The following is a 26,632-nucleotide window of genomic DNA, read 5'->3' as shown; positions in this document are numbered from 1 at the left end:
CGGCCGCGCTTCCAGGTGGCGGGTTTCGAGACCTGGACTGACCGACGGGATGTTTGAATGCCTTTGAAAGCGGAACTGCACTGCCACATCGAAGGGGCAGCGGCACCGGAACTCGTCATCCGACAGGCGCAGAAATACGGCAAGGACATCTCGCCCTATATCCAGAACGGCTCTTTCGTCTGGCACGATTTCACCTCTTTTCTCGCCGCCTATGATTTCGCCTCCGACCTGTTCCGGACCGAGGAAGACTATGCGCGGCTGGCTGACCATTATCTGACCAGCCTGGCTCGTGACGGCGCCATCTACTCAGAGGTCTTCACCTCGCCGGATCATGCCATGAAGGCGGGCCTGTCGCCCAAGGCCTATACTGACGCGCTCGGCGAAGGCATGGCCCGCGCCAAGGCCAAGACCGGCATCGAGGGCCGCATGATCGTCACCGGCGTGCGCCATGCCGGCGTCGAGTCCATCGAGCAGGCAGCGCGCTTTGCCGCGCGCTGCGGACATCCGCTGGTAACCGGCTTCGGTGTCGCCGGCGACGAGAGGGTCGGCGAGATGGAGGACTACGTCAGGGCATTCGAAATCGCCCGCGAGGCCGGGCTCGGCATTACCGTCCATGCAGGCGAACTGACGGGGTGGGAGACGGTCCAGGCGGCGCTCGATCACATCCGCCCGTCGCGCATCGGCCATGGCGTGCGCGCCATCGAAAACCCCGATCTTGTCCGGCGCATCGCCGATGAGGGCGTGGTGCTGGAATGCTGTCCCGGCTCCAATATTGCGTTGAAAGTGTTCGACAGTTTCGCCGCCCACCCGTTCCCCGCCCTGCTCGCGGCCGGCTGCAAGGTGACGCTCAACTCGGATGATCCGCCCTATTTCTGGACCTCGCTGAAACGCGAATACGACATTGCGGCCGAGTATTTCTCGATGAACGAGAAGGCGCTGGCGGCCGTTACCCGAACGGCCATCGAGGCCGCTTTCGTCGACAGGAAGACCAAGGCAACGCTGCTCAGCCGGCTGGATGCGAAGGCCAGGTGAATGAAGGCTGGGTGGACAGGGAGTGGCCAGCAGTGAGCAGTTTGGCGGAGCGCGCATCGGGACTCGCAAATCGGCTCACTATTCACTACTCACTATTGGCTACTCACCACGAACCACGTCGGAGCACATCATGAAGGGCGTCACCGTCGTCGACCACCCGCTTGTCCAGCACAAGCTGAGCATCATGCGCAAGAAGGAGACCTCGACGGCCGGTTTCCGGCGGCTGCTGCGCGAGATCTCGCTGCTGCTCGGCTATGAGGTGACGCGCAATCTCGAACTCACGACGACGACCATCGAAACGCCGATCGAAACGATGGAGGCGCCGACGCTGGAAGGCAAGAAGCTGGTCTTCGCCTCGGTGCTGCGCGCCGGCAATGGCTTGCTCGAAGGCCTGCTCGACCTGGTTCCGGCGGCCCGCGTCGCCCATATCGGCCTCTATCGCGACCATGAGACGCTGGAGGCGGTCGAATATTTCTTCAAGGCGCCGAGCGACCTTGCCGACCGGCTGGTCATCGTCGTCGATCCGATGCTGGCCACCGCCAATTCCGCCATCGCGGCGATCGACAAGCTGAAGGGGCGCGGCGCCACCAACATCCGCTTTCTGTGCCTGCTGGCGGCGCCCGAAGGCATCGAGCGCTTCACCAAGGCACATCCCGACGTTCCCGTCTTCACGGCTTCCATCGATCGCCAGCTCAACGAGAAGGGCTACATCATGCCCGGCCTCGGCGACGCCGGCGACCGCATGTACGGGACAAAGTGATTTACTGAAAGTTTACGCAACGGCGCGGTTTCGAGCGGCGTTAAAACGGCAAACACCATCCCGGCGTTAAGGATCGGCCTTCACGACAGCGCCGTGCGTCCTGTCGGACGCTGCGGCACTTTGATTTGCGCGTGATCCTTTCCGAAATCGATCCCGATTTTCGGGGTCATGCGCCGGGGCCGATCCATGCTGCGCAAGCTACTTATCCTCAGCGTCTTTGCCGGTACATCGGCATCCATCCCGATTGTCTATCAGTCGAATCCGCAGATGTTCGAAAGCCTGCTGAAAACGGCGGTGACGGCCAAGCCAGCGGCCGACGCCCGTCCGGAGGTCGCCTTGGCAGCGGCTCCCGACAAGCCGGTGGCGCCGTTGCCGATGGGCCGCAAGGTTGTCGTCACGGCCGACGCGCGAGGGCATTTCTCGTCGGCCTTCAAACTGAACGGACGCCAGATCGACGGCATGATCGATACCGGAGCGACACTGGTCGCCGTCAACACCTCGACGGCGCGCAGGATCGGATTGTCGCTGAACCCATCGGATTTCAGTCATGAGGTCAATACGGCCAACGGCACGATCAAGGCGGCGGTGGTGATGATCGACCGCTTGCAGATCGGCAGCATCACCGTCAACGACGTGCAGGCTATCGTGCTCGACGACAAGGCGCTGCACACCAATTTGATCGGCATGAGCTTTCTCAATCGGCTGGGCAAATATCAGGCCGAAAACGGCACGCTGCTTCTTGTCCAGTGAGCGGGCACGGCCGTTCGGGGCTGGGTCATATCAGCCACGCGGCAGGATGCGCCGGATGACCGACTTGTCGGCAGGCGGCTTGGAAGCGCCGATCGCATAGGCCGAAAGCACCGTTGCCGCCGCGGCTTCGGCGTCGGACACCGAGCGGGCATGGACCAGCGCCAGCGGCTCGCCAGCTCGAATCTCGGCGCCGACCGGCAACAGCCTGGTGATGCCGACCGCCGGGTCGACCTTGTCGTCGGGCCGGGTGCGGCCGCCGCCCAGCCCGACCACGGCAAGGCCGATATCACGCGTGGCAATGCCGGTGACGAAGCCGTCCGCGATCGCTCTCACCGCGTGTTCCGTTGGCGCAACGGGCAAATATCGTTCCGGCTTGTCGATGAAATCGGCGGGGCCGCCGAGCACCGTCACCATGCGCGCGAAGGTGGCGGCGGCGCGGCCGCTGGCAAGCGTTTCGGTGGCCCGCCGCATGCCGTCCTGGTTGGACGGCACCAGACCCGCCGCCTGCAGCATTTCGGCGGCGAGCGCCAGCGTCACATCCTCCAGGCGCCGGTCGCGAAGGCGGCCGGTCAGGAAATCGACGGCGTTGCGCACCTCGACCGCATTGCCGGCGGCCGACGCCAGCGGTTCGTTCATGCCGGTGATCAACGCCGAAACTTTTAATCCGGCGCCGCTTGCGACTTCGACCAGGCTGTTGGCGAGCGCCGTCGCGTCGCGCGACTTCTCCATGAAGGCGCCATTGCCGACCTTGACGTCGAGCACCAGCGACCCCAGGCCCGCCGCCAGTTTCTTCGACAGGATCGAGGCGGTGATCAGCGGCACCGACTCCACGGTTCCGGTCACGTCACGGATGGCATAGAGCCGGCGGTCGGCCGGCGCGAGGTCCGCGGTCTGGCCGATGATGGCGCAACCCGCTTCCAGCACGGCCCTGCGAAACAGCGCGATGTCGGGCTGGCTGGCGTAGCCGGGGATGGAATCCATTTTATCCAGCGTGCCGCCGGTGTGGCCGAGGCCGCGGCCGGATATCATCGGCACATAAGCGCCGCAGGCAGCGACGATCGGCGCCAGCATCAGCGAGACGTTGTCGCCGACGCCGCCTGTCGAATGTTTGTCCGTGACCGGGCCGGGCAGGTCCGACCAGTCGAGCACGTCTCCGGAATCGCGCATGGCCAATGTCAACGCCACGGCCTCGTCGCGGCCCATGCCGTTGAAGAACACCGCCATGGCGAAAGCCGCGACCTGGCCATCGGTGACGGCGCCATCGGTTACGCCGGCGATGAAGTCGGCGATTTCGCGCGCCGGCAGCCTGTGGCCGTCACGCTTGTGGCGGATGATTTCCTGCGGAAGCATCAGTTCTCCAACAGTCCGTCGCGGAACACACGCTTCAGGATCGTCGCCAGCCGCGCGCCGCCGACCGGGGCCATATCCTTGGTCTCCTGGTGCGAAAGCTCGGCTCCGGTCATGCCGGCGGCAAGATTGGTGATGATCGAGCAGGCGGCGACACGCAGGCCAAGGAAGCGGGCAAGGATGACTTCCGGCACGGTCGACATGCCGACCGCGTTGGCGCCCATGATGCGCGCCATGCGGATCTCGGCCGGCGTTTCGAAGCACGGGCCGGAGAACCACATGTAGACGCCCTTGTGCAGCGCCGTGCCGGTCGCCTTTGCCGCCTGTTCGATCGCCTTGCGGATGCCGGCATCGTAGGCTTCGGTCAGGCCGACGAAACGGCGGTCGCTCGGCTCGCCGATCAGCGGGTTGGTGCCGGAGAAATTGATGTGGTCCGATATCAGCATCACCGAACCCGGCCCCATCTCCGGATCGACCGAGCCGGCGGCATTGGTGAGGATCAGCTTGGTGATGCCGGTGCCGGCGAGCACCTCCAGCACCGGCCGCATCGCCGCGGCGTTGCCGTGCTCGTAATAGTGGGCGCGGCCCGACAACATCAGCACCGGCGTGCCGGCAAACAGCCCGACCACCACCTCTCCGGCATGGCCGGAAACGCCGCTTCTGGGAAAGCCGGGCAGATCGGCATAGGAGACACGGATCGGGTTCTCGACCTGGCTGACCAGCCCTCCCAGGCCAGAACCCAGCACCAGCGCCGTGGTCGGCGCCAGGCCGTCCAGCCGTTCGATCAGATGGTCGAGCGCTTCCTTCATTTCAGCATGTCGCCGCGAAAGCCGTAAGGCAGCATGTCGCCCATGGTCACGGTCTCGGCGACGCCGGTATTGTCGCAGAGATAGAGTTTGGTGTCGGGACGGCAGAATTCGGCCAGCCGCTGCCGGCAGCCGCCGCAAGGCGAGCATTTGGCCATGCGCTCGGCAAGGACGGCGATTTCCACGATCTTGCCGCCGCCGCCCATGATGTAATGGCCGAGCGCCGTTGTCTCGGCGCACCAGCCTTCGGGATAGGAAGCAACCTCGATGTTGGCGCCTGTGAAGACGCGCCCGTCCTCGGTGCGAAGTGCGGCACCGACCGGAAATTTCGAATAGGGGGCATAAGCCTTGGCCATGGCAGCCTTCGCCGCTTCGAATAATTCATGCGACATTTCGGTGTTCTCTCCGATGATCTTGTCCATAAGCCGGCGCGCCTTTTGCGTCGCGCCCTCGATCCTCAGCGTTCCTTGACATAAGGCACGCCGCCGGCGCGCGGCGGGATCGCCTTGCCGATGAACCCGGCGAGAAGGATGACGGTGAGAATATAGGGCAGGGCCTGCATGAACTGCACCGGCACCTTGCCGATGAGCGGCAGCGGCGAGCCTTGCAGGCGGATCGACAGGGCGTCGAGGAAGCCGAAAAGCAGGCAGGCGAACATGGCGTTGACCGGCTTCCACTTGGCAAAGATCAATGCGGCCAGCGCGATGTAGCCCTTGCCGGCGGTCATGTCCTTCACGAAGCCGCCATTCTGCACCATCGACAGATAGGCGCCGGCGACGCCGGTCAGGATGCCGGTGCAGATCAGCGCCCTGTAGCGCAGCCAGGCGACCGAGATGCCGGCGGTGTCCACGGCGGCTGGGTTTTCGCCGACCGCGCGCAGCCGCAGCCCAAAGCGCGTGCGAAACAGCACCCACCAGGTGAACGGCACCATCGCGAAGGCGAGATAGACCAGTATCGAGTGGCCCGACAGCAGTTCCGAATAGATCGGCCCGAGAAACGGCACGTCGCGGATCGTCTCGGCGCCGGGCCATGTGATCGCCTCGAACCGCTCGGCTGGTTCCAGCGCCGGCGTGCGCCCGCCTTGCTGGAACCAGGCCTGGCCGAGGATGATGGTTGAACCGGCGGCGATGAAGTTGATCGCCACGCCGGAAACGATCTGGTTGCCGCGATGGGTAATCGAGGCAAAGCCGTGGATCATGGCGAACGCGACCGAGATCAGGATCGCCATGCCCAGTCCGAGAAAGGCGGAATGGAAGACCGACGCGGCCGCCGCACCGGCGAAGGCGCCGACCAGCATCTTGCCTTCGAGGCCGATGTCGAAGATGCCGGCGCGTTCCGAATAGAGGCCGGCCAGGCAGGCGAGCAGCAGCGGCACCGAGAGGCGGATGGTGGAGTCCAGCGTCTGGACGATGGCGTTGAAGGTGTCCATCTCAGGCGCCTTTTCCCTTGACCGCTTCCATGCCGACCGACCTCGGGCTGAGCGAGGCGAACAGCGCCTGGATGTAAGGCCTGAACATGTGTTCGAGAGCACCGGCGAACAGGATGACCAACCCTTGGATGATCACGATCATGTCACGGCTGATGGCAGGCATCTCGAAGGCGAGTTCGGCGCCGCCCTGGTAGAGCATGCCGAACAGGATGGCCGCCAGCACGATGCCGACAGGGTGCAGGCGACCCATCAGCGCCACGGCGATGCCGACGAAACCGGCGCCGCTGACGAAGTCGATCGCGACATTGTGCTGGTCGCCCATCACCGGGTTGAGCGCCATCATGCCGGCGAGCGCACCCGAGATCATCATGGCGGTGATGATGATGCGGGTTTCGGAAATGCCGGCATAGCGCGCCGCCTTTGGGCTGTGGCCGTAGGTGCGCATCTCATAGCCGAGCTTGGTGCGCCAGATCAGCAGCCAGACCAGGAAGGCCATGAGCAGCGCGAGCATGAAGGAGATGTTGAGCGGTGCCGAGCGGATCTTGGCGCCGAACAGCTCGATGACCCAGTTGAGTTTCGGCAATTCCGCGCCCGCCAGGAAGTTGCGCGTCTGCGGCGCCTGCGAGGCTGCCGGTTTCAACGGGCCGACCAGCAGGTAGACCATGATCGAAGCAGCGATGAAGTTGAACATGATGGTGGTGATGACGATGTGCGAGCCGCGCCTGGCCTGCAGATAGGCGGGGATCAGCGCCCACAAGGCGCCCACGGCCGCCGAAGCCACGATGGCCAGCGGAAATGTCAGCCACCATGGCAGCACGCTGTCGAAGGAGAGACAGACGATGGCGATGCCAAGGCCGGCGATGTAGGCCTGCCCCTCGGTGCCGATGTTGAACAGGCCGCAATGCGCTGCTACCGCCACCGAAAGTCCGGTGAAGATGAAGGTGGTGGCATAGAAGAGGGTAAAGGCGATACCTGTTCCCTTGCCGAAGGCGCCCTCGACCAGGATGACGGCGGCACGGAACGGGTTCTCGCCGACCAGAAGCACGACGAAGCCCGCGACGATGAAGGCCACAGACAGATTGATCAGCGGGATCAGCCCATAGTCGGCCCAGGCCGGCAATTTGGCATAGGGCGTGCTCATTGCGCCGCCTCCTGGCGCTCAACACCCGCCATCAGCAGGCCGAGCTCGCCCTCGCTCGCCTCCGGCCCGCGTTCGCCGACGATGCGGCCGGCAAACATGACCAGGATGCGGTCGGAGAGCGAGCGGATCTCATCGAGCTCGACCGACACGACCAGCACGGCCTTGCCCTGGTCGCGCATGGCGATCAGGCGCTTGTGGATGAACTCGATGGCGCCGACGTCGACGCCGCGCGTCGGCTGGCCGACGATGAGAACGCCGGGGTCCTGTTCGATTTCGCGCGCGAGCACGATCTTCTGCTGGTTGCCGCCGGAGAAGTTGGCGGTCTTCAGCCGTGGATTGCCGGGGCGGATGTCGTATTTCTCGATCTTGTCCTTGGCATCGGCAACGATGGCATCGATGTTGAGGAAGGGTCCTCTGAGGTAGCGGGGATCGTCATGGTAGCCGAGGATGGAATTCTCGTTCTCCTCGAAGGCCAGCACCAGCCCGACATGATGGCGATCCTCAGGCACATGGGCGAGGCCGCGGTCGCGCAGTTCGCCGGGATCGGCCTTGCCGGTGAGATCGATCGGCTTGCCCTCGAGCATCACCGAACCGGAAACGGCGTGCCTGATGCCGGAGATCGCCTCGAGCAGTTCGGATTGGCCGTTGCCGGCCACACCGGCGATGCCGACGATCTCGCCGGCGCGCAGGTCGAAGGAGATGTCGTCGACCATGGTGACGCCGCGGGAATCCTTGACCGTCAGGTTCTTGACCGCGAGTTTTACCGCGCCGGCTTCCGCTTCGCCCTTCTCCACCCGCAAGAGCACGCGGCGCCCGACCATCAGTTCGGCCAGTTCCGCGACGGTGGTCTTCTTCGTTTCCCTGGTCGCCACCATCGTGCCCTGGCGCATCACCGAAACCGTGTCGGTGATGGCCATGATCTCGCGCAATTTGTGGGTGATCAGCACCACCGTCTTTCCCTGCTCCTTCAATTGCTTGAGGATGCGGAAGAGGTGGTCGGCCTCGGCCGGCGTCAGCACGCCCGTCGGCTCGTCGAGGATCAGGATCTCGGCGCCGCGATAGAGCGCCTTGAGGATCTCGACGCGCTGCTGCAGGCCGACCGGCAATTCCTCGACGATGGCGTCGGGATCGACCTCGAGGCCGTATTCACGCTCCAGCCGCTCCAGTTCGGAACGCGCCTTGGCGATGCTTTTCTTCAGCAAGGCGTCGCTTTCGGCGCCCAGGATGACGTTCTCCAGGACCGAGAAATTGTCGACCAGCATGAAATGCTGGTGCACCATGCCGATGCCGAGCGCGATCGCATCGTTGGGCGTGCTTATCGATGCCGGCTTGCCGCCGACGCGGATCTCGCCGCTGTCGGCCTGGTAGAAGCCATACAGAATCGACATCAGCGTCGACTTGCCGGCGCCGTTCTCGCCGACGATGCCGTGGATGGTGCCGCGCGCGATTTCCAGGTTGATGTCGCGGTTGGCGCGCACGGCGCCAAAGCTCTTGTTGATGCCAATCAGTTCGATTGCGGCCAGTTCAATCGCGGCATGCGCCATGCAGCCTGTCCCACTCTTATTTTTTTATCGCTTGGTCAAAATGCCTAGCATGACGCTCCGCCCGTGCCAATTGGCCGGAGCAGCGTCCACTCTCGACAAATCCCGGCGCGCTTGTCAATTTCGAACGTGGCCGAAGCTCTCATATTCGCTAATATGGCAAGCCGATTTGACACTGCGCGCGACACCTGAGGACTTTGCATGACCATGCCCGCCGACCGGCTGACGACGCTGGAGATCCGCTCCGCCGAGCAGGAGAAGACCATCGAGGAGCTGTCCGGCCAGATCGCCGAGCAGTGGAAGGTGATCGAGCGCATGCAGCGCAAGCTCGACGCGCTGACCGACCGCTTCCTGGCGCTGGAGGAACAGGCGGCACCCGACGTGCCGGTGACTAAGCCGCCGCACTGGTAGGGGAGGGAAGCCGAGCGATGGCCAGCGATCGCATCGCAAGAGCCGGCGACTACGTGCTTGGCCTGATGAACGATGCGCAACGCCAAAGGGCCGAGCGCGATCTGGAGGTCGACCCCGCCTTTCGCGATGCGGTGGTCCAGCTTGCCGAGCGCATGCATATTTTCGACCGCACCGAAGCCGCCGGTGGCGCGGAGCGCTGGCGGCAGATCACGCAGCGCATCGGCGACTTGCCGCAGATGCGCGCTGTCGGTCTTGAGGACGCTAAACCGGTGATCCGGGGCCCCGCCAGGCCGCATGATGTCGGCTTCTATTCTCTCGGCGACCGGCGCGGACTTGCGGTCGCCATTGGACTGGTCGTGGCTTTCGCACTGGGTTATCTGGCGGGAAAGCTATAGCCCACATTGGCGCGACATCAGCGCCATCGGTTCCCCGTTCTGTCTGAACGGCTCGACGACCATCCAACCAAGCCTCATGTATTAATCGCGCGCCTCCCACGTGTAGAGATAAAGCGCCTCCACGCCGAGCGATGTGGCATGAGCTTCGATTGCCCTGACCAGCGCAGTGCCGATCCCTCGGTGCTGGTGCTCGGGAGCGATGGCCAGGCCGGCCAGCCATGGTGTCAGATCATGCGCCGGTTCGAGTTCGTCGCGGACCAGCAGGCAGGTCCCGACCGGCACGTCGCCGATCCGGGCCACGAACGCCGTTTCGAAGCCGTCGCCGTGCAGCAGTTTACGAAGTCCGGCCACGTCGTCGTCCAGCGTTCGTCCGGTGCCCGTGAAAAAGGCGGCAACGCGCAATCGCGCCACCGCTGCAATGTCACGTTCGTTCATGGGCTCGACTGTCAACTGCACCATTGGCGTGGGGTCGTGTTTCTTGCGAGACGTCTGCGTCTACCCGGCAGCGACTTCCAAAACAAAACCGCCGGGACAAGGCCCGGCGGTTCGAAACTTAGTGCTTACCGATCAATACGGGCAGGCGTTGTCGGCGGTGTAGTCGTGCACCTCGACCTTGCCGGCGATGATGTCGGCCTTGGCCTTCTCGACCGCCGCCTTCATCTCGTCGGTCACCAGCGCCTTGTTGTTGTCGTCCATGGCGTAGTCGACGCCGCCTTCCTTGAGGCCGAGATTTTCGACGCCACCCTTGAAGGTGCCGTTCTTGCCGTCCATGAAGGCGGTGTAGACGGCAACGTCCACGCGCTTCAGCATCGAGGTCAGAACCTTGCCGGGCTGGAGGCCGTTCTGGTTGGAATCGACACCGATGCCGAGCTTGCCGGCATCAGCCGCCGCCTGAAGCACACCGACGCCGGTGCCGCCGGCGGCCGCATAGACCACGTCGGAACCCTGGTCGATCTGCGTCTTGGCGATCTCGCCGCCCTTGGCCGGGTCGTTCCAGGCGGCCGGCGTGTCGCCGGTCATGTTCTGAATGACGTCGGTCGCGCCTGCCGATTTGGCGCCGCCGACATAGCCGCATTCGAACTTGCGGATCAGCGGAATGTCCATGCCGCCGACGAAGCTCACCTTCTTCGTCTTGGAGGCCATCGCCGCCATGATGCCGACGAGATAGGAGCCTTCATTCTCCTTGAATACCAGCGAGCGGACATTGGGCAGGTCGACGGCATCGTCGATGATGGCGAAGTTGAGGTCAGGATATTCGGCCGCGACCTTCTTAAGCGCATCCTCCCAGGCGAAGCCGGCCATGACGATCGGGTTGTGACCGTCCTCGGCGAAGCGGCGCAACGCCTGCTCGCGTTGCGAAGCGTTGGAGACCTCGAACTCGACATAGGGGACGCCGGTCTCAGTCTTGAACTTTTCGGCGCCATGGTAGGCCGCCTCGTTGAAGGATTTGTCGAACTTGCCGCCGAGATCATAGAGGATGGCCGGCTGCACATCCGCGGCGAAAGCCGGAAGAACCATTGCAGTTGCGGCCAGAAGGCCGAGAACGATACGTTTCATGTGATCCACACCCTGTCGGTTATTTTTTTCCGTTACGCCCGCCCGCCTGCCCGGTTCTCCGGCATGCGCGCGACGTTAGCCAGGAGTGTATATTCCCCTCCCGCTCAGCGGCAATCTGGCACGGCCCGAAACAAAATTCACGTGGAATTTTGACCTTTTGGAAAAGCATGGCGGGGTGCGATGCCCGTGCCCTTCAGGCGAACTGCCCGGTGCGCCGCTGCCGCCTGTAGCCGATGGCATAGAGCAGCAAGGCCAGCACCGCGAACACGGCAAAGCCCGGCTGGTTGAGCACCCAGGCGATGGCGCCGTCCCATAGCAGCGGGCCGGCCTTGGCGCGAACGAAGCTTTCAAAGGCGGCGCGCGTGTCGGGCGACACGGCCAGCCAGCTTGCATTGAGCGGGGTCAGCACCAGTGCCGAGGCGGCCACAGTGCGTGTCGTGTCAAGCACCGCCATGATGACCGAAATCGACAGCGCGACCATGGCCGCGAGACGAAAGACAAAGCGAAACATCAAAGACCTTTCCCCTGGCCGATCCTCAACATCCTCCCGAGGATCTCCGGCGGTGTTCCGAACGAGAAATAGAGCGCGCAGGCCCTATTCGCAATCACGGCACGCGAATTGAATCGCGGCCGACGCAGTCTACCCGGCCGGCCTGCGCTTGCGCCGGTTGGCGAGCCAGACGGCGAGAATGCCGCCGGCAATGGCGCCGACCACCAGCCCGGCCAGGCCAATGAAGGCGGCGAAGTAGCCGCACGCACCCTCGAAGCAACTCACGTCGGTGATATCGGCGATGAGCGAACCGGCCAGGAAGCCACCCACCGCGCCGACGACCGCGCCGAGGATGATGCCGAGCAGCGCGGCGACAATGGAAACGAAGACCGACGGCGCTTCGGCTCGCGGCTTGGCATAAACGGTCTCGGCGCCGGAGCCGCGGCGCAACAGGTAGATGCAAAGCAGGCCGATGGCGATCTCGGCGGCGGTGATGGCCAGGCTTCTGGCGGAGAAGACGAAGCCCGGCACGGCAAGTGCGTAAGCGTGACTTGCCAGCAGCCATATGATCGTGGCGGCCTGCCAGATGGTGAAGTGGCTGGGGAAGCGCGCCGAACGGCCGAAGGCGAGGCCGAGCAGGTAAAGTCCCCATAGGATGGTGATGACGTCGGCGACGAGCCCGCTGAAGAGGAAATAGAAAACGGCGTCCGGCAGGCCTGAACTCCCCACCAGCCACAAGGCCGACGCCAGCCAATAGACCGACAGGGCCATGACGATAACGAGCCAGCCCACCGGGACGTAGGAAAGTCCGCTGTCCGGACGTCCGGCCGGGACCTTTCCCCCGGCTGGTGGCTGTCCGTTGTCCGGCGTACCGCCCGGAATTCCGCTGCTCGACACCATGTCGCGACGATGCCCCCCGCAAAGCCTTTCGGACACTCGACAGGCCGCTCGGGACGAAGTCAAGCGCGGCTGGCCTCGCAGCCTTGCCCGTGCACATCATCAAGCAGCGATTGAAGTGGCGGGACTCCAAACGGATGTGCCGGCGGCCCCCATGAACGCCGAGTGGCCGGCAAAGCGAATTGACCGCCGTTATGGCTTGGCATTCGGCGCCGGATCGACTAGATGAGCCCCGCGCCTGTTGCTTTGACGGCTCAGGTGCGGGCAGGGCGTCCGCTGGTTGGCGGCGCCCGGTGCGGGAAGTTCCGCACGCATCCCCAAGGGAGAGCATCTCCCCAACCCGCGCGGCGAAACCGGCCGGCGCGAAAGGCAAGGACGGAGAGGTGGCCGAGTGGTTGAAGGCGCACGCCTGGAAAGTGTGTTTACGGGAAACCGTAACGCGGGTTCGAATCCCGCTCTCTCCGCCATCCTGCTTCGCTCTTCGAGCTTCGCAGGATTGGCTCAATCGACAGCGCGAAGCAGGATGCCCTCCGAAGCTTCAGCGTAGGAGGGCAGGGTCATCAACCTTGCCGACCGGCTTGCACGATTAAAAAAGCAGCTGTTAGTTTTCGAGCGCTTTGGGAAGCGCGTGGAGTGATCCTTGGGCATTCTATGAAAACGCCGCACACGACCCGGTTTTGGAATTCCTGGTGATCTGGTAGTGGTAATCCCGATCACAGGAGATGGCATGCCGGACGATGTAATGGTGCGCGACAGCAATGGCGCTCAGTTGAATGACGGCGATTCCGTCACCCTGGTCAAGGACCTCAAGGTCAAGGGCACTTCGGAGACGATCAAGCGCGGCACGTTGGTGAAGAACATTCGCCTTAACGGTAATCCCGGTGAGATCGAATGCAGTACCTGGCAAGTGAAGGGCCTGGTGCTCAAAACCGAGTTCGTAAAGAAGGCGTGACCCTCAAGGCGGTCGAGCCGCAGGGGTAGAATGCGTTTGCCGGCGGCGAGCCGTTTCGTCGGCCAACCTGTTACCCCTTACGACTGACGATATCGCTGGAGCGCCAGGACGCGTTCACCACTTCAAACTCATTCCGCCGAAAATCTTTATAAGATTCCTATTTCTTTCCGCTTTGCCCCGTCTCGAACCTTTATGGCGATCGGGTCCATATTCCGCTTTGAGAAAAACGTCTGACGCCGTCACCAATCCAGGTTGGCGCGCCGTTTCATGTGGTCGCCAAGCTGCTTCGAGCGGGCGCAAAGTGGAAAAATCAAAGCAAGGACAAGCACAATGGACATCATTGTTCTCGGGATCGGGGTTTTGTTTTTCGCCCTCTCCTTTGCCTACGTCAAAGCCTGCGACAGAATTTGAGCGATCGGGACATGCTTGTCGATTACATCCTCGGGGGCGGCGTGACGTTGTTCCTGCTCGCCTATCTGACATACGCCCTTATCCGCCCGGAACGCTTCTGACCGGCGCACGGAAAACCACATCATGACTATAAACGGATGGATACAGATCCTTCTTTATTGCGGGATCCTGGTTTTGCTGGTGAAGCCGCTGGGCGGCTACATGCATCGCGTCTTCAACGGCGAGCGCACCTTGCTGTCGCCGGCGCTCGGTCCTGTCGAGCGGGGCCTTTATCGCCTCGCTGGAACCGGCGACCAGGAGCAGCACTGGACGGGTTATGCCGCCGCCATGCTGTTGTTCAACCTTGCCGGTTTCCTGGCGCTCTATTTCCTGCAGCGCCTGCAAGGCGGCCTGCCCTACAACCCGGCCGGCATGAGCGCGGTCGAGCCGGGGCTCGCCTTCAACACCGCCGCCAGTTTCATGACCAATACCAACTGGCAGAACTACGGCGGCGAGAGCACGATGTCCTATCTCGTGCAGATGGCCGGCCTCACCGTGCAGAACTTCCTGTCGGCGGCCACCGGCATCGCCATCGCCATGGCGCTGATCCGCGGCTTTGCCCGCGCTTCCGGCAAGTCGATCGGGAATTTCTGGGTCGATATGACCCGTGCCACGCTCTACGTGCTTTTGCCGCTCTGCGTCGTGCTCACCCTGGTCTATGTCTGGCTCGGAATGCCGCAGACGCTGGGAGCCTATGTCGGCGCCACCACGCTCGAAGGCGCGCAGCAGACCATCGCCGTCGGGCCGGTCGCCTCGCAGATCGCCATCAAGATGCTCGGCACCAATGGCGGCGGCTTCTTCAACGCCAATGCCGCGCATCCCTTCGAGAATCCGGAGGCCATCTCCAACCTGATCCAGATGTTGTCGATCTTCGCCATCGGCGCTGCCTTGACCAACGTCTTCGGCCGCATGGTCGGCAACCAGCGCCAGGGCTGGGCGATCCTGGCCGCCATGGGCGCGCTGTTCATCGCCGGGGTTGCGGTCTGCTATTGGGCGGAAGCCGCCGGCAATCCGCTGGTCCATGCGCTGGGCATCGAGGGCGGCAATATGGAAGGTAAGGAAGCCCGCTTCGGCATCGCGCTTTCGGCGCTGTTCGCGGTCATCACCACGGCGGCCTCCTGCGGCGCGGTCAATGCCATGCATGACTCGTTCACCGCGCTCGGCGGCATGATCCCGCTTATCAACATGCAACTCGGCGAAGTCATCGTCGGCGGCGTCGGCGCCGGCTTCTACGGGATCCTGATGTTCATCCTGATCGCCGTCTTCGTCGCCGGCCTGATGGTCGGGCGCACGCCCGAATATCTCGGCAAGAAGATCGAGGCCAAAGAGGTCAAGATGGCGATGCTGGCGATCCTGTGCCTGCCGCTGGCGATGCTGGTCTTCACGGCCATCGCGGTGCTCCTGCCGAGCGCCGTGGCATCGATCGCCAATGGCGGCCCGCACGGTTTCTCCGAGATCCTCTACGCCTATACGTCGGCGGCGGCGAACAACGGCTCGGCCTTCGGCGGCCTCACCGGCAACACGCCCTGGTACAACATCACGCTGGGTCTCGGCATGCTCATGGGCCGCTTCCTGGTCATCATCCCGGCGCTCGCCATCGCCGGCTCGCTGGCGGCGAAGAAGACCGTGTCCGCCTCGGCCGGCACGTTCCCGACCGACGGCCCGCTGTTCGTCGGGCTGCTGGTCGGCGTCATCGTCATCGTCGGCGGCCTGACCTTCTTCCCGGCGCTCGCCGTCGGGCCGATCGTCGAGCATCTGGCCGCCATCCACGGGCAGACATTCTGAGACGGAAGTGTCTTGGCTGAAACGGAAATGTCCTGGTTCAACAACAGGCATCGCAACGATCGCCATCCCGCCGACAACGGAAAGGAGGAACGGCCTCCTCCTTTCCCCACCATGTCGACATTCCTCGGCATCGCCGCCGTCATGATCGTTCTGTGGTTGCTGGCCTACGGGCTTCCGCATCTTCTTTCGGCATCCGATCGCTCGGTGCCGCCCAACAACACCGAAGCTGGAGCTTCAAAATGAGCCAGTCAAAATCAGCGAGCATCATGGATGCCGGCATCCTATGGCCCGCCATCGGCGGCGCCTTCAAAAAGCTGAACCCACGCACATTGGCCAGGAACCCGGTGATGTTCGTCGTTGCCGTCGTCTCGGCGCTGACATCAGTGCTTTTCGTCAAGGACCTCGCCAGCGGCGGCGGCAATCTCGGCTTCACCATCCAGATCATCATCTGGCTGTGGTTCACCGTGCTGTTTGCCAACTTCGCCGAAGCCGTCGCCGAAGGCCGCGGCAAGGCGCAGGCCGATTCGCTGCGCAAGGCGCGCACCGAGACCCAGGCCAAGCTCCTGACCGGCGAGGACCGGACGAAATTCAAGCTGGTGCCCGGCACCAGCCTGAAGGTGGGCGACGCCGTGCTGGTCGAGGCCGGCGACATCATCCCCTCCGACGGCGAGGTGATCGAAGGCGTGGCTTCGGTCAACGAGGCGGCGATCACGGGCGATCGGCGCCTGTCATTCGCGAATCCGGCGGCGACCGCTCCGCGGTCACCGGCGGCACGCAGGTGCTCTCCGACTGGATCCGCGTGCGCATCACCGCCGCCGCCGGCCACACCTTTCTCGACCGCATGATCTCGCTGGTCGAGGGCGCCGAGCGCCAGAAGACCCCGAATGAGATCGCGCTCAACATCCTGCTGGTCGGCATGACGCTTATCTTCGTGCTGGCCACCGCTACCATCCCGAGCTTCGCTTCCTATTCGGGGGGCTATATCCCGGTCACGGTGCTCGTCGCTTTGTTCGTGACCTTGATCCCGACCACTATCGGCGCGCTTTTGTCGGCCATCGGCATCGCCGGCATGGACCGTCTGGTGCGCTTCAATGTGCTCGCCATGTCCGGCCGCGCCGTGGAGGCGGCCGGCGACGTCGACACTCTTTTGCTCGACAAGACCGGCACGATCACGCTCGGCAACCGCCAGGCGACCGAATTCCGCCCGGTCAAGGGCGTCACCGAGCAGGAACTGGCCGATGCGGCACAGCTTGCCTCGCTCGCCGACGAAACGCCGGAAGGCCGCTCGATCGTCGTGCTGGCCAAGGAGAAATACGCCATCCGCGCCCGCGACATGGCGACACTGCACGCCACCTTCGTGCCCTTCACCGCGCAGACCCGGATGAGCGGCGTCGACATAGACGGCTCCTCCGTGCGCAAGGGTGCGGTCGATTCCGTGCTCGCCCATGTCAACCAGTCGACCGTCGCCAGCCACGCAACGCGCCCGAACAGCGATACGATCAGGGATCTCCAGGCGATCGCCGACGAGGTCGCCAAATCGGGCGGCACGCCGCTTGCGGTCGAGCGCGACGGACGCCTGCTCGGCATCGTGCACCTCAAGGACATCGTCAAGGGCGGCATCCGCGAGCGCTTCGCCGAGCTGCGCAGCATGGGCATACGCACGGTGATGATCACAGGGGACAATCCGATGACGGCAGCGGCCATTGCGGCCGAAGCCGGTGTCGACGACTTCCTTGCCCAGGCGACGCCGGAGGACAAGCTGAAGCTGATCCGCGACGAGCAGGCCAAGGGCAAGCTGGTCGCCATGTGCGGCGACGGCACCAACGACGCGCCGGCCCTTGCCCAGGCCGACGTCGGCGTCGCCATGAACACCGGCACGGTGGCGGCGCGCGAGGCCGGCAACATGGTCGACCTCGACAGCGATCCGACCAAGCTGATCGAGATCGTCGAGATCGGCAAGGCGCTGCTGATGACACGCGGTTCGCTGACCACCTTCTCCATCGCCAATGACGTGGCCAAGTACTTCGCCATCATCCCGGCCATGTTCGCCGTGTTCTACGTCGCGCCCGGCCAGACCACAGGTCCGCTGCAGGCGCTCAACATCATGCATCTGGGGACGCCGCAGAGCGCCATCCTGTCGGCCATCATCTTCAATGCGCTGATCATCATCGCGCTGATCCCGCTGTCGCTGCGCGGCGTCAAATACCGGGCGATCGGCGCCGGGGCGCTGCTCAGCCGCAACCTGCTCGTCTACGGCCTCGGCGGCATCATCGTGCCGTTCGCCGGCATCAAGATTATCGACATGGCCGTCACGGCCCTCGGCCTTGCATAAGGGATCATTCCGATGCTCAAGCAAATCAGACCCGCGATCGTCATGATCGTCTTCTTCACCGTGCTGACCGGGCTCATCTATCCCATCGGCATGACCGGCATCGCCCAGGCGCTGTTCCCGAAACAGGCCAATGGCAGCCTGATCGAGAAGGACGGCAAGGTGGTGGGTTCGGAACTAATCGGCCAGGCCTTCGCCAGCGACCGCTATTTCCACGGCCGGCCCTCGGCGGCCGGCAATGGCTATGACGGCGGCGCCTCCAGCGGCTCGAATCTGGGTCCGACCAACCTCAAGCTGATCGAGCGCATCAAGGGCGACGCGGCGAAGTTGAAGGCCGAAAACCCCAATGCGCCGGTTCCGATGGGCCTCGTCACGACATCGGGCAGCGGGCTCGATCCCGACATCAGCCCCGAGGACGCTTCTTTCCAGGTTCCGCGTGTCGCCAAGGCCAGGGGTATCGATGAAGCCAAGGTCAAGGCGCTCGTCGACAGCCATGTCGAGGACCGGGAGCTCAGCGTCCTGGGCGAGCCGGTGGTCAATGTGCTGGCCCTCAACCTCGCATTGGACGACACAGCCAAGCAATGAAGAACAGCGCCGGGGATCGACACCGTCCCCGGCGCCGTTCAAACTGGATGCCGATGCCGGACGACAGAAGCAACGTCGAAAACAGACCTTCCCCCGACGCGCTGCTCGAGCATGCCGAGCGCGAGGGCCGCGGGCGTCTGCGCATCTTCCTGGGCGCGGCACCGGGCGTCGGCAAAACCTACGAAATGCTGATGTCGGGACGCGCCAGGCTGGCCGACGGCATCGACGTGGTGATCGGCGTCGTCGAGACGCACGGCCGCAAGGAAACGCTGGCCCTGGTCGAGGGCTACGAGGTCATTCCCCGCCGCCCGGTCGAATACAAGGGGCGCACCCTCGACGAGATGGACATAGACGCCATCCTGGCACGCCGCCCGGCACTGGTCCTGGTCGACGAACTCGCCCACACAAACGCGCCCGGCAGCCGTCACCCCAAGCGCTATCTCGACGTGCAGGAAATCCTGGCGCGCGGCATCGACGTCTACACGACGCTCAACATCCAGCATGTCGAAAGCCTGAACGACGTCGTCGCCCAGATCACGCGGGTCAGGGTGCGCGAAACGGTTCCCGATTCCATCATCGACCAGGCCGACGATGTCGAAATCATCGATCTGACGCCCGACGACCTGATCAAACGGCTGGAGGAAGGCAAGGTCTATTTCCCCAACACCGCCCAGCGCGCCATCGAGAACTATTTCTCGCCGGGCAATCTGACGGCGCTGCGCGAACTGGCGCTGCGCCGCACCGCCCAGCGTGTCGACGAACAACTGCTCAACCACATGCAGTCCCATGCCATCCAGGGCCCATGGGCGGCGGGGGAAAGGGTGCTCGTTTGCCTCGACGCGCGTCCGGGCGGGGCGGCGCGCGTGCGCTATGCGCGCAGGCTGGCCGACCGGCTCCGCGCGCCATGGACGGCGCTTCATGTCGACACGCCTCGTTCGGCCGCCATGTCGGAAGAAGAGAAGGACAGGCTGGCGAACCATCTGCGCCTCGCCGAGCAACTCGGCGCCGAGGTGACGACCATTCCGGGCCAGAACGTCGCGCAGGACATCGTGCGCCATGCGACGGCGAACAATTTCACCCATATCGTGGTCGGCAGGCCGACCCGGTCGCGCTGGCGGGAATTGATCGAGGGCTCGCTCACCTATGATCTGATCCGCAATGCCGGCGACATCAGCGTCCATGTCATCTCGGGAACCGAGCGCGATACCGACGCAGCATCGAGAAAGGTCAGGACGGCGGCCGAGCAGCGGCCGTTCCAGATATGGCCGTATCTGTTCGCCACGGCCTATGTCGCGGGCTCGCTGGCCGTCGGCACGGTTCTCGATCAGTTCCTCGACGTGCGCAATCTGGCGATCGTGCTGCTGCTGGCGGTGCTGACATCGGCGGTGACGTTCGGACTGTGGCCGGCCTTGTACGCCTGTTTCCTGAGCGCCCTTGCCTTCAACTACTTCTTCCTCGAGCCGCGCTACACGCTGACGATCAGGGATCCCGAGAGCATCGTTGCGTTTGCCGTCTTCCTCGTCGTTGCCGTCATCGCCAGCAACCTGACGGCGCGCGTGCAGCGCCAGGCCGTCGCCGCCCGCTCACGCGCGCGGGCCACGGAGGACATCTACCTGTTTTCCAAGAAACTGGCTGGCGCCGGTACGCTCGACGACGTCCTGTGGGTCACGGCCTTCCAGATCGCCTCGATGCTGAAATTGCGGGTGGTGCTGCTTTTGCCCGAAAACGGCGCCATCACCGTCAAGGCGGGCTATCCGCCCGACGATACGCTGGCCGAGGCCGATATCGCCGCCGCCCGCTGGGCCTGGGAGCACGACCGCGCCGCCGGCCGCGGCGCCGATACGCTGCCCGGTGCGAAGCGGCTCTATCTGCCGCTGCGCACCGGACGCACGGCGGTCGGCGTGGTCGGCCTCGACAACGACAAGCAAGGTCCGCTGCTGACGCCCGAGCAGCAGCGGCTGCTCGACGCGCTGGCCGACCAGGCAGCGGTCGCCATCGAGCGCATCCAGCTCGTCGCCGATGTCGACCGTGCCAAGCTCGCGGCCGAAGCCGACAGGCTGCGCTCGGCGTTGCTGACCTCCATCTCCCATGATCTGAAGACGCCGCTCGCCGCCATCATGGGCGCGGCCGGCACCCTCAGGGAGTTCGCGCCTGATCTGCCCGAGCAGGACCGGACGGAGCTGTTGTCGACGGTGGTCGACGAAGCGGAGCGGCTGAACCGCTTCATCGCCAATCTGCTCGACATGACCAAGATCGAATCCGGTGCGATGGAGCCCAACTATGCGCTGCATTATGTCGGCGACGCCGTCGGCACCGCGCTCGATCGCGCCCGCAAGATCACCAGCGAGCACAAGATCGAGGTCGATATTCCGCCCGACCTGCCGATGCTGAAGCTCGACCCTGTGCTGTTCGAGCAGGTCCTGTTCAATCTGCTCGACAATGCGTCGAAATATTCGCCGCCCGGCTCGACGATCCGCCTGCAGGGCTGGACCGACATCGGCTCCGTCGTGCTTCAGATCATGGATGAGGGATTGGGCATCCCTCCGCAGGATCTTGAGCGCGTGTTCGATACTTTCTACCGGGTGCGCAAGGGCGACCAGGTGCGCGCCGGCACCGGGCTCGGTCTGTCGATCTGCCGCGGCTTCATCGAGGCGATGGGCGGCACGATCTCGGCCGCCAACCGGACCGACCGTTCGGGTGCTGCCTTCACCATCAGAATGCCGGTGCCGGCGGAGTTGCCCAACATCGGCAATCGCATCGGCTCCAGCGCGGATCAGCCTCGATGACCAATTCGAACGTCAGGATACTGGTCGTCGATGACGAGCCGCCGATCCGCAAGTTGCTCCGGGTCGGCCTCGCCAGCCAGGGCTACGCGGTCAGCGAGGCGCCGAACGCCAAGGCGGCTATCGAGCTGATGGTGCAGGAAAAACCGGATCTCGTGCTGCTCGACCTTGGCCTGCCTGGCATGAGCGGCCATGAACTGCTGCGCAAATGGCGCGACGACGGCTTCGACATGCCGGTGGTCATTCTCTCCAGCCGCACCGACGAGGCCGGCATCGTCGACGCGCTCGAACTCGGCGCCGACGACTACATCACCAAGCCGTTCGGAATGAATGAGCTGGTGGCGCGCATCCGCGTGGCACTGCGGCACAAGTTCCAGCAGCAGGGCGAGAGGCCGGTGTTCCAAACCGGTGATCTCAGCGTCGACCTGGTCAAGCGCATCGTCAAGGTCGGGGGCAAGGAGGTGAAGCTGTCGCCCAAGGAATACGACATTCTGCGCATTCTCGTGCAGTATGCGGGCAAGGTTCTCACGCACCAGTTCCTGCTGAAGCAGGTGTGGAACGATTCGACCGACGTGCAGTATCTGCGGGTCTATGTCCGGCAGTTGCGGCAGAAGATCGAGAAGACGCCGGACCAGCCGCGCTACATCACCACCGAGACCGGCGTCGGCTACCGCCTGCGCGAGGTCGAATGAGCGTTGCCTGGCCTGATTAGCCGACAGCTTCCGGCAGCCGGTTCGCGGTCGTCGATGTGCGCAGGGCGGCGAGGCAGCCAATGATGCCGAGCGGCACGAAGGCGAGGAACAGCCAGGTTGCCACATCAGCCGCCGCGTCCCGGTTCAGGCCTTGCGAGAAGCCGCTGGCATTGGCGACGATGCCGGCAAGGGCGGCACCCACCGCATAGCCGATACGTTGCATGGTCGGCACCGCGGCCGAGGCGATGGTCTGCTCATCTTCCGGCGCGGAGGCCACGATGACGCGCGTCAGGAACGGCCAGGCGACGCCGAAGCCGCCACCCTGCAAAAGGGCGCATACCAGGATCAGCGGGATCGAGCCTGCCGGGATGGTGTAGGCGAAACCAGCCAGGCCGGTGGCGATCATCAGGGCGCCGATGACGATGATCAATCTCTCACGCTCCTGTGGCGCGTTGGCGACAAGGATCGACAGGATCGACCAGGCGATCGATTCGGCGGCGATGATGTAGCCGGTGGTTAGGAGCGGAATGTGGTGCAACGTGGTCAGAAGCAGCGGGCCGTAGATGGCAAAGGAACAGGTCGCCACCGAGAAGGCGGCGACCATGGTCATGCCGCTGCCGACCGGCGTGCGCCACGAGAACAGCCGCGAGGGGAAAAGCCGCGATTTCGGCTTCAGCGCATCGATACGGAAGAACAGCACAAGGCCGATCAGGCCGAGCACCATCAGCAGCGACGAGCGCAGAAGGGCGATATCGACCCCCGCCGAGGCGATCAGCACGACGGCGACGGCAAGGCAGCCAAGCGCTATGAGCGGGAAGGGTGGTGCCTTGCCCGCGCCGGCACTAGGCCTCGTCGCTTCCGGCGTGTCGAGCACGACGAAGCTCGCCAGCGCCATCGCCGCACCGCCGAACACGAAGATGCCGAACGCCCAGCGCCATGACAGAAGCTCTGTCATGATCGCGCCAAGCATCGGCCCGCTGAAGGCGGCGACGCCCCAGATCGCCGACATGATACCGAAAAGCTGCGGCCAGATGGCCCGCGGAAACAGGCGCTCCACCGAGACAAAAGCCAGCGACACCAGCGCGCCGCCGCCCAGGCCCTCGATCAGGCGCCCGGCCAGGAACAATTGCATCGAGGGCGCGGTGGCGCAGATCAGCGCGCCGGCCGCGTAAAGCAGCGCCGCGACCACCATGTTGGTGCGCAGCGCCACATAGCTGACCAGCCGTCCGGCCGCGGCACCGGCGACGATGGCGCCCAGTTCATAGATCGCCAGCGACCAGCCGACGAGCTGCACGCCCGCCAGTTCGCCGATCATGGCGGGCATGACGGTCGCCACCATCGTCTCGTTGGTGGCGTGCAGCAGGATGCCGAGGCTGATGAAGCAGAAGCGCGCGAGGTCGCCGCTCGCCCACAATGCGCGCCAGTCGACCCTGTTTGTGCTGATGTCGGTCACTTCGGTCCCTCGAATTTCATATCCCGATGCAAACGCATGGCGCCAGGAGCCGGCTCGGGGGTCCGGCAGGACCATGGTCGGATGGGTTTGTAGAACCTCAACCAAGCTTGAGCTCAAGCGATTTTGGACATGTTCGTGGATGCCCGCATCCCTGGCCGGCCGGCATCGCCGGCCAATCAGTTCTCCGTGCTGCGCAGCTGGAACTGGCTGACACCGATGGCGAAATTGATGCCGGTCTGGGTCTGCAGGCTGAGCGGCTGCAAGGTGAAGGACTGCGAGGAGCCGCCAACCAGCAGATTGGCCCCGGCGCCGACGGTTGCCGTCACCTCGGCGCTGGCGCCGACATAGTCGCCGGCCAATGCGCCCGGCGCGTAGATGTTCTTCAGCGGCGTCAGCACCAGCCATCGCATCACCGCCTGCTTGGTCGTGCCGATGTCGAGGCCGTATTTGTTGACGGCACCGAAATAAGCTTCCGGCGCGAAAGTCTTGTCGGCAGGGGTGAAGGTGCAACTCAGATCCTTGCTCGAGCCGGAGATGAAGCCGGTGCCGCCCGATATGGAGCATTCAAGTGTGCCGAGCTCGATGCCCTGGTCCTGTGCCTGGGCCAAGGCGGGGCTGGCAATGGCAACGATGGCAGCAAGGATCATTTTGCGTGTCATGGGCCCCTCGTGCATTCGCTGCAGCCATCTTTGAGGAGCAGATGACACTGCTTCGCGAGCGAAGGATGCCAGGTCAGTGCACGGGGTCCGGTCGGTGATCGTCGGGCTTTGGCCGGCAACCGTCTATGGCGGGATGTATCGTCCACTGGTTCTGAGGCTCCTGCTGGGATGCGACGGTCAATGGCGATCCTGCCGTCTCAACGGCTTCACACCAGCGCGCGGGGCTGCCGTCGGGAACCGGGGATTCGTTCCAGCTGCCGTTCCAGGTGCCGATCTTCTGACAGTGCTTGATGGGATGGATTTCGTTCCAGCCGTCATGTGCCGAATCGTAGACCCACGTTCCCTTGACGAACAGGATGTCCGCGCCGCGGCGCGTCGGATCGTTGACGTGAAGATCGCCGAGATTCTCGTCGAGATCCGTCGGATTGGCTGTGTCGAGCAGGCCGACTATGCCGCCTATGATGACGATGACCGCCGCGATGAGCGACAGGACCGCGCAGGCGATCCAGCCGAAGAAGGGAATGGCGCAAGCAACCGCGGCGGCCGTGGCGACTGGAATTGCCGCAAGGCAGGCTATCATGAGGTCGTAGACGCCGGCGCCTTCGAACTCGCAATGCAGCACCGCGGTCGGGTCGTCATTGGCCCATTGGCGCGCTTCCTGACCTTTCCAGTCGAGGCCCGCGCCCTGGATCGCAGGCGTGTTGGCGAGCAGGCGTCCAAACGGCGCTATCTTTTCGGCCGTTGCCTGGTTGGTGAATTCGACGACATTGCCCGGCACCAGATTGAGACTGTAGTCGGTGTCGAACCGGTCCAGTCCCGACTTCTCCTCCGGCGGATCGACCTTGAGCAGCCAGCCCACCGCGCATTCGTCGCCACCGAGACAGATCAGCCGGTCGTACAGCCACCAGCGGCAATAGGCCAATATGGCCGCAAGCGCCACCAGCATGGCGGCCGGTCCGGGAAGGGCGCCCACAAGGATGAGCGGCAAAGCGACCACGGCCGCCGCAATGATCATCTGCCCGTATTGTTTGCCGTGGTGATTTCCGACCGATACGCATTTGGTGTAGTGCCGATAAGCCATGGCGACCCCCTATCGCTCGACATAGAGCGTCACGCCGCCGGCGAGGCCGCGGGCCGAGAAAGCATGAACGTTGATTGCCTTACGGCCGGTGAAACCGGCTGGCGGTTCAATATTGACAGTGACGGGGATTTCCTCACCCGGGGCAAGGTCCGCTTGTGCGGGCTCGAACGTGACAAGCCAGCCGGCGGGCAAAGGATGCGATTGACGGGTGTGGCCGACAGGCACTGCCGCGATGGTGCCGGGGAAGGTGCGCAAGGGCCGGCGACGCGGCCTCGGGCGAGGGCGCGGCTCACAGACCGGCAATTCAGGAAGGGAATAGGCATCGGCCTCGAGACGAAATCCCATCCTCTCCCGCTCGCCATTGCGCAGGCGAAATTCAAATCTTGCGGGCGAATGGGCGACACCGACGGTGGTGTTGTCCTGGCCTAGGTTGTTGTTCGGGTTCGCATCGTCGAGCCAGTCGAGCAGGACCTGGATGCAATAGTGACCAGGCGCTGCCGGAGTTCGCCATTTGACCGACGCGAAAGCCGGATGGTTGGCCCCGCCCTTGACGCCGAGATCGGTCCTGGTCTCATCGATCCAATGCGACACCGTGCCGATGCCGAAACTCAGATAGGAGAATTTCACCGGCAGATCGACGACCGGGGCCTCGGTCGAGTTGTTCCAGATACGGGCGACGATTTCATATTCGGTGTCGGGCGCCAGCATATGTGGTGCGACAGGATTGCCGCCGCTTCGGATATCGATGTCGGGGTTGTCCCATGTGACGGCGAGGCCCTGGCCCATCAAATAATACTGCGCGTAGATCAGGGGATCCGGGCGTTTGTAGGCGGGGTCGCTGATCTTGACGCAACGTTGCGGCCCGCTTCGGTCCAACCGATCGGGGAGCTTCATTCTTTCGCAGAGCAATCTGGCGAGGGCGCAGATCCGGGCAGCGATCTGGCGCAGGTTCGATGGCCACTCGGTGAACGCGTCGGCGAGCGCGTTCAGGAAATCCAGTACTTTGGGGAGCGGGTTCATGGCCAGTCCGCGGCCATTTCGTCAACGTCGCTGTCGACGCATGAAAAACCAGACAGCGGCAATCAAGAATGGTGCGAGTATCAGAAGAAGTTCGAAGGATCCCGACCCGCCATCGGGCGAAAATCCGAATAACTGCTCGATGAAATCCATCACGGCCTCCGGCAGCTGCAACAAAATTGCATTCGACGATGTCTTTACATCTGCCGGAGCTCGCGCGCATTTTCGCGCAGAGCCGCAACATTTCCGGTTGGTAGCACAGAACGAGCAAGTCTTCCATCGGCAATAAT

General features: G+C 64.0%; 28 protein-coding genes and 1 tRNA gene. 15 read left to right on the top strand and 14 right to left on the bottom strand.

What is annotated here, in order from left to right:
- Positions 1 to 57: 57 nt before the first annotated feature.
- The 3 genes from ACIU1A_RS23300 (at position 58) to ACIU1A_RS23290 (ending at position 2,542) form a co-directional block, all read left to right on the top strand.
- The gene (locus ACIU1A_RS23300) at positions 58 to 1,032 is read left to right on the top strand and encodes an adenosine deaminase (RefSeq protein WP_140513737.1); all 975 of its coding nucleotides are present in this window, start codon (positions 58 to 60) and stop codon (positions 1,030 to 1,032) included.
- 130 nt (positions 1,033 to 1,162) lie between these two features.
- On the top strand, positions 1,163 to 1,792 hold the full coding sequence (upp, locus tag ACIU1A_RS23295; RefSeq protein WP_140496366.1) for a uracil phosphoribosyltransferase: 630 nt from the start codon (positions 1,163 to 1,165) through the stop codon (positions 1,790 to 1,792).
- Between the two features lie 186 nt (positions 1,793 to 1,978).
- The gene (locus tag ACIU1A_RS23290; RefSeq protein ID WP_140496364.1) at positions 1,979 to 2,542 is read left to right on the top strand and encodes a TIGR02281 family clan AA aspartic protease; all 564 of its coding nucleotides are present in this window, start codon (positions 1,979 to 1,981) and stop codon (positions 2,540 to 2,542) included.
- Positions 2,543 to 2,572: 30 nt separating this feature from the next.
- On the opposite strand, the gene deoA is transcribed toward ACIU1A_RS23290, so the two are convergent.
- The 6 genes from deoA to ACIU1A_RS23260 form a co-directional block, all read right to left on the bottom strand.
- A complete protein-coding gene (gene deoA / locus ACIU1A_RS23285; protein WP_404925385.1) occupies positions 2,573 to 3,892 on the bottom strand; it encodes a thymidine phosphorylase in 1,320 nt (439 codons plus the stop codon).
- Entirely contained in the window at positions 3,892 to 4,698 is an 807-nt protein-coding gene (locus ACIU1A_RS23280) for a purine-nucleoside phosphorylase (RefSeq protein WP_140496360.1), read from the bottom strand. Before ACIU1A_RS23280 ends, deoA begins: the two co-directional genes overlap by 1 nt.
- Positions 4,695 to 5,087 carry a cytidine deaminase gene (gene cdd / locus ACIU1A_RS23275; protein WP_404928003.1) on the bottom strand — a complete coding sequence of 131 codons (393 nt, stop codon included), beginning with the start codon at positions 5,085 to 5,087 and terminating at the stop codon, positions 4,695 to 4,697. The genes ACIU1A_RS23280 and cdd overlap by 4 nt, the downstream gene beginning before the upstream one ends.
- Positions 5,088 to 5,152: 65 nt before the next feature.
- A complete protein-coding gene (locus ACIU1A_RS23270; protein WP_140496358.1) occupies positions 5,153 to 6,124 on the bottom strand; it encodes an ABC transporter permease in 972 nt (323 codons plus the stop codon).
- A 1-nt stretch (position 6,125) separates the two neighbouring features.
- Entirely contained in the window at positions 6,126 to 7,265 is a 1,140-nt protein-coding gene (locus ACIU1A_RS23265) for an ABC transporter permease (RefSeq protein WP_140556487.1), read from the bottom strand.
- A complete protein-coding gene (locus tag ACIU1A_RS23260; RefSeq protein ID WP_140513932.1) occupies positions 7,262 to 8,794 on the bottom strand; it encodes an ABC transporter ATP-binding protein in 1,533 nt (510 codons plus the stop codon). Before ACIU1A_RS23260 ends, ACIU1A_RS23265 begins: the two co-directional genes overlap by 4 nt.
- A 213-nt stretch (positions 8,795 to 9,007) precedes the next feature.
- On the opposite strand from ACIU1A_RS23260, the gene ACIU1A_RS23255 reads away from it, so the two are divergent.
- Together ACIU1A_RS23255 and ACIU1A_RS23250 are read left to right on the top strand one after the other, a co-directional pair.
- Positions 9,008 to 9,217 carry a SlyX family protein gene (locus ACIU1A_RS23255; RefSeq protein ID WP_140513732.1) on the top strand — a complete coding sequence of 70 codons (210 nt, stop codon included), beginning with the start codon at positions 9,008 to 9,010 and terminating at the stop codon, positions 9,215 to 9,217.
- A 17-nt stretch (positions 9,218 to 9,234) separates the two neighbouring features.
- Complete coding sequence (locus ACIU1A_RS23250; protein ID WP_404925384.1) at positions 9,235 to 9,612, top strand: hypothetical protein; 378 nt, start codon at positions 9,235 to 9,237, stop codon at positions 9,610 to 9,612.
- 81 nt (positions 9,613 to 9,693) lie between these two features.
- Here the strand turns inward: ACIU1A_RS23250 and ACIU1A_RS23245 are convergent, their stop codons facing one another.
- From ACIU1A_RS23245 to ACIU1A_RS23230, 4 genes are all read right to left on the bottom strand, one after another.
- Entirely contained in the window at positions 9,694 to 10,047 is a 354-nt protein-coding gene (locus tag ACIU1A_RS23245) for a GNAT family N-acetyltransferase (protein ID WP_404925383.1), read from the bottom strand.
- Positions 10,048 to 10,179: 132 nt separating this feature from the next.
- The gene (locus tag ACIU1A_RS23240; protein ID WP_404925382.1) at positions 10,180 to 11,169 is read right to left on the bottom strand and encodes a BMP family protein; all 990 of its coding nucleotides are present in this window, start codon (positions 11,167 to 11,169) and stop codon (positions 10,180 to 10,182) included.
- Positions 11,170 to 11,362: 193 nt separating this feature from the next.
- Entirely contained in the window at positions 11,363 to 11,680 is a 318-nt protein-coding gene (locus ACIU1A_RS23235) for a hypothetical protein (protein ID WP_140513730.1), read from the bottom strand.
- 129 nt (positions 11,681 to 11,809) lie between these two features.
- Positions 11,810 to 12,451: a hypothetical protein gene (locus ACIU1A_RS23230; RefSeq protein ID WP_404925381.1), complete on the bottom strand. Its 642-nt coding sequence runs from the start codon at positions 12,449 to 12,451 to the stop codon at positions 11,810 to 11,812.
- A 482-nt stretch (positions 12,452 to 12,933) separates the two neighbouring features.
- On the opposite strand from ACIU1A_RS23230, the gene ACIU1A_RS23225 reads away from it, so the two are divergent.
- The 10 genes from ACIU1A_RS23225 to ACIU1A_RS23180 all read left to right on the top strand — a co-directional run bounded on the left by ACIU1A_RS23225 (position 12,934) and on the right by ACIU1A_RS23180 (position 22,132).
- Positions 12,934 to 13,023, top strand: a tRNA-Ser gene (locus ACIU1A_RS23225).
- A gap of 260 nt (positions 13,024 to 13,283) precedes the next feature.
- Entirely contained in the window at positions 13,284 to 13,508 is a 225-nt protein-coding gene (locus tag ACIU1A_RS23220) for an alkylphosphonate utilization protein (protein ID WP_404925380.1), read from the top strand.
- Positions 13,509 to 13,930: 422 nt separating this feature from the next.
- Positions 13,931 to 14,020: a K(+)-transporting ATPase subunit F gene (gene kdpF / locus ACIU1A_RS23215; protein WP_015315765.1), complete on the top strand. Its 90-nt coding sequence runs from the start codon at positions 13,931 to 13,933 to the stop codon at positions 14,018 to 14,020.
- Between the two features lie 22 nt (positions 14,021 to 14,042).
- Positions 14,043 to 15,743, top strand: a complete 1,701-nt coding sequence (kdpA, locus tag ACIU1A_RS23210; protein ID WP_404925379.1) for a potassium-transporting ATPase subunit KdpA — start codon at positions 14,043 to 14,045, stop codon at positions 15,741 to 15,743.
- Positions 15,744 to 15,755: 12 nt separating this feature from the next.
- Positions 15,756 to 15,986, top strand: coding sequence for a hypothetical protein (locus ACIU1A_RS23205; protein ID WP_246675018.1), 231 nt, complete (start codon positions 15,756 to 15,758; stop codon positions 15,984 to 15,986).
- Positions 15,983 to 16,588 carry a hypothetical protein gene (locus ACIU1A_RS23200; protein ID WP_404925378.1) on the top strand — a complete coding sequence of 202 codons (606 nt, stop codon included), beginning with the start codon at positions 15,983 to 15,985 and terminating at the stop codon, positions 16,586 to 16,588. The genes ACIU1A_RS23205 and ACIU1A_RS23200 overlap by 4 nt, the downstream gene beginning before the upstream one ends.
- On the top strand, positions 16,474 to 18,075 hold the full coding sequence (gene kdpB / locus ACIU1A_RS23195) for a potassium-transporting ATPase subunit KdpB (protein ID WP_404928001.1): 1,602 nt from the start codon (positions 16,474 to 16,476) through the stop codon (positions 18,073 to 18,075). The genes ACIU1A_RS23200 and kdpB overlap by 115 nt, the downstream gene beginning before the upstream one ends.
- Before the next feature lie 12 nt (positions 18,076 to 18,087).
- Positions 18,088 to 18,657: a potassium-transporting ATPase subunit KdpC gene (gene kdpC / locus ACIU1A_RS23190; protein ID WP_404925377.1), complete on the top strand. Its 570-nt coding sequence runs from the start codon at positions 18,088 to 18,090 to the stop codon at positions 18,655 to 18,657.
- Between the two features lie 53 nt (positions 18,658 to 18,710).
- Complete coding sequence (locus ACIU1A_RS23185) at positions 18,711 to 21,443, top strand: DUF4118 domain-containing protein (protein WP_404925376.1); 2,733 nt, start codon at positions 18,711 to 18,713, stop codon at positions 21,441 to 21,443.
- Complete coding sequence (locus ACIU1A_RS23180) at positions 21,440 to 22,132, top strand: response regulator transcription factor (protein ID WP_140556501.1); 693 nt, start codon at positions 21,440 to 21,442, stop codon at positions 22,130 to 22,132. The genes ACIU1A_RS23185 and ACIU1A_RS23180 overlap by 4 nt, the downstream gene beginning before the upstream one ends.
- A gap of 16 nt (positions 22,133 to 22,148) precedes the next feature.
- Here ACIU1A_RS23180 and ACIU1A_RS23175 read toward each other — a convergent pair whose 3' ends face one another.
- From ACIU1A_RS23175 to ACIU1A_RS23160, 4 genes are all read right to left on the bottom strand, one after another.
- Positions 22,149 to 23,585 (bottom strand): MFS transporter, encoded by a 1,437-nt coding sequence (locus ACIU1A_RS23175; RefSeq protein WP_404925375.1) that lies wholly within the window; start codon positions 23,583 to 23,585, stop codon positions 22,149 to 22,151.
- Between the two features lie 176 nt (positions 23,586 to 23,761).
- Positions 23,762 to 24,244, bottom strand: coding sequence for a DUF992 domain-containing protein (locus ACIU1A_RS23170; protein WP_404925374.1), 483 nt, complete (start codon positions 24,242 to 24,244; stop codon positions 23,762 to 23,764).
- Between the two features lie 73 nt (positions 24,245 to 24,317).
- Positions 24,318 to 25,325, bottom strand: coding sequence for a hypothetical protein (locus ACIU1A_RS23165; protein ID WP_404925373.1), 1,008 nt, complete (start codon positions 25,323 to 25,325; stop codon positions 24,318 to 24,320).
- Positions 25,326 to 25,334: 9 nt separating this feature from the next.
- The gene (locus ACIU1A_RS23160) at positions 25,335 to 26,345 is read right to left on the bottom strand and encodes a hypothetical protein (RefSeq protein WP_404925372.1); all 1,011 of its coding nucleotides are present in this window, start codon (positions 26,343 to 26,345) and stop codon (positions 25,335 to 25,337) included.
- Positions 26,346 to 26,632: the final 287 nt, after the last annotated feature.

Origin of the sequence: Mesorhizobium maamorense, from assembly GCF_044998965.1 — a bacterium.
In the GTDB taxonomy this organism is placed as follows: domain Bacteria; phylum Pseudomonadota; class Alphaproteobacteria; order Rhizobiales; family Rhizobiaceae; genus Mesorhizobium.
Note: the sequence above shows the minus strand (reverse complement) of the source record. Positions and strands in the feature narration are given on the sequence as shown.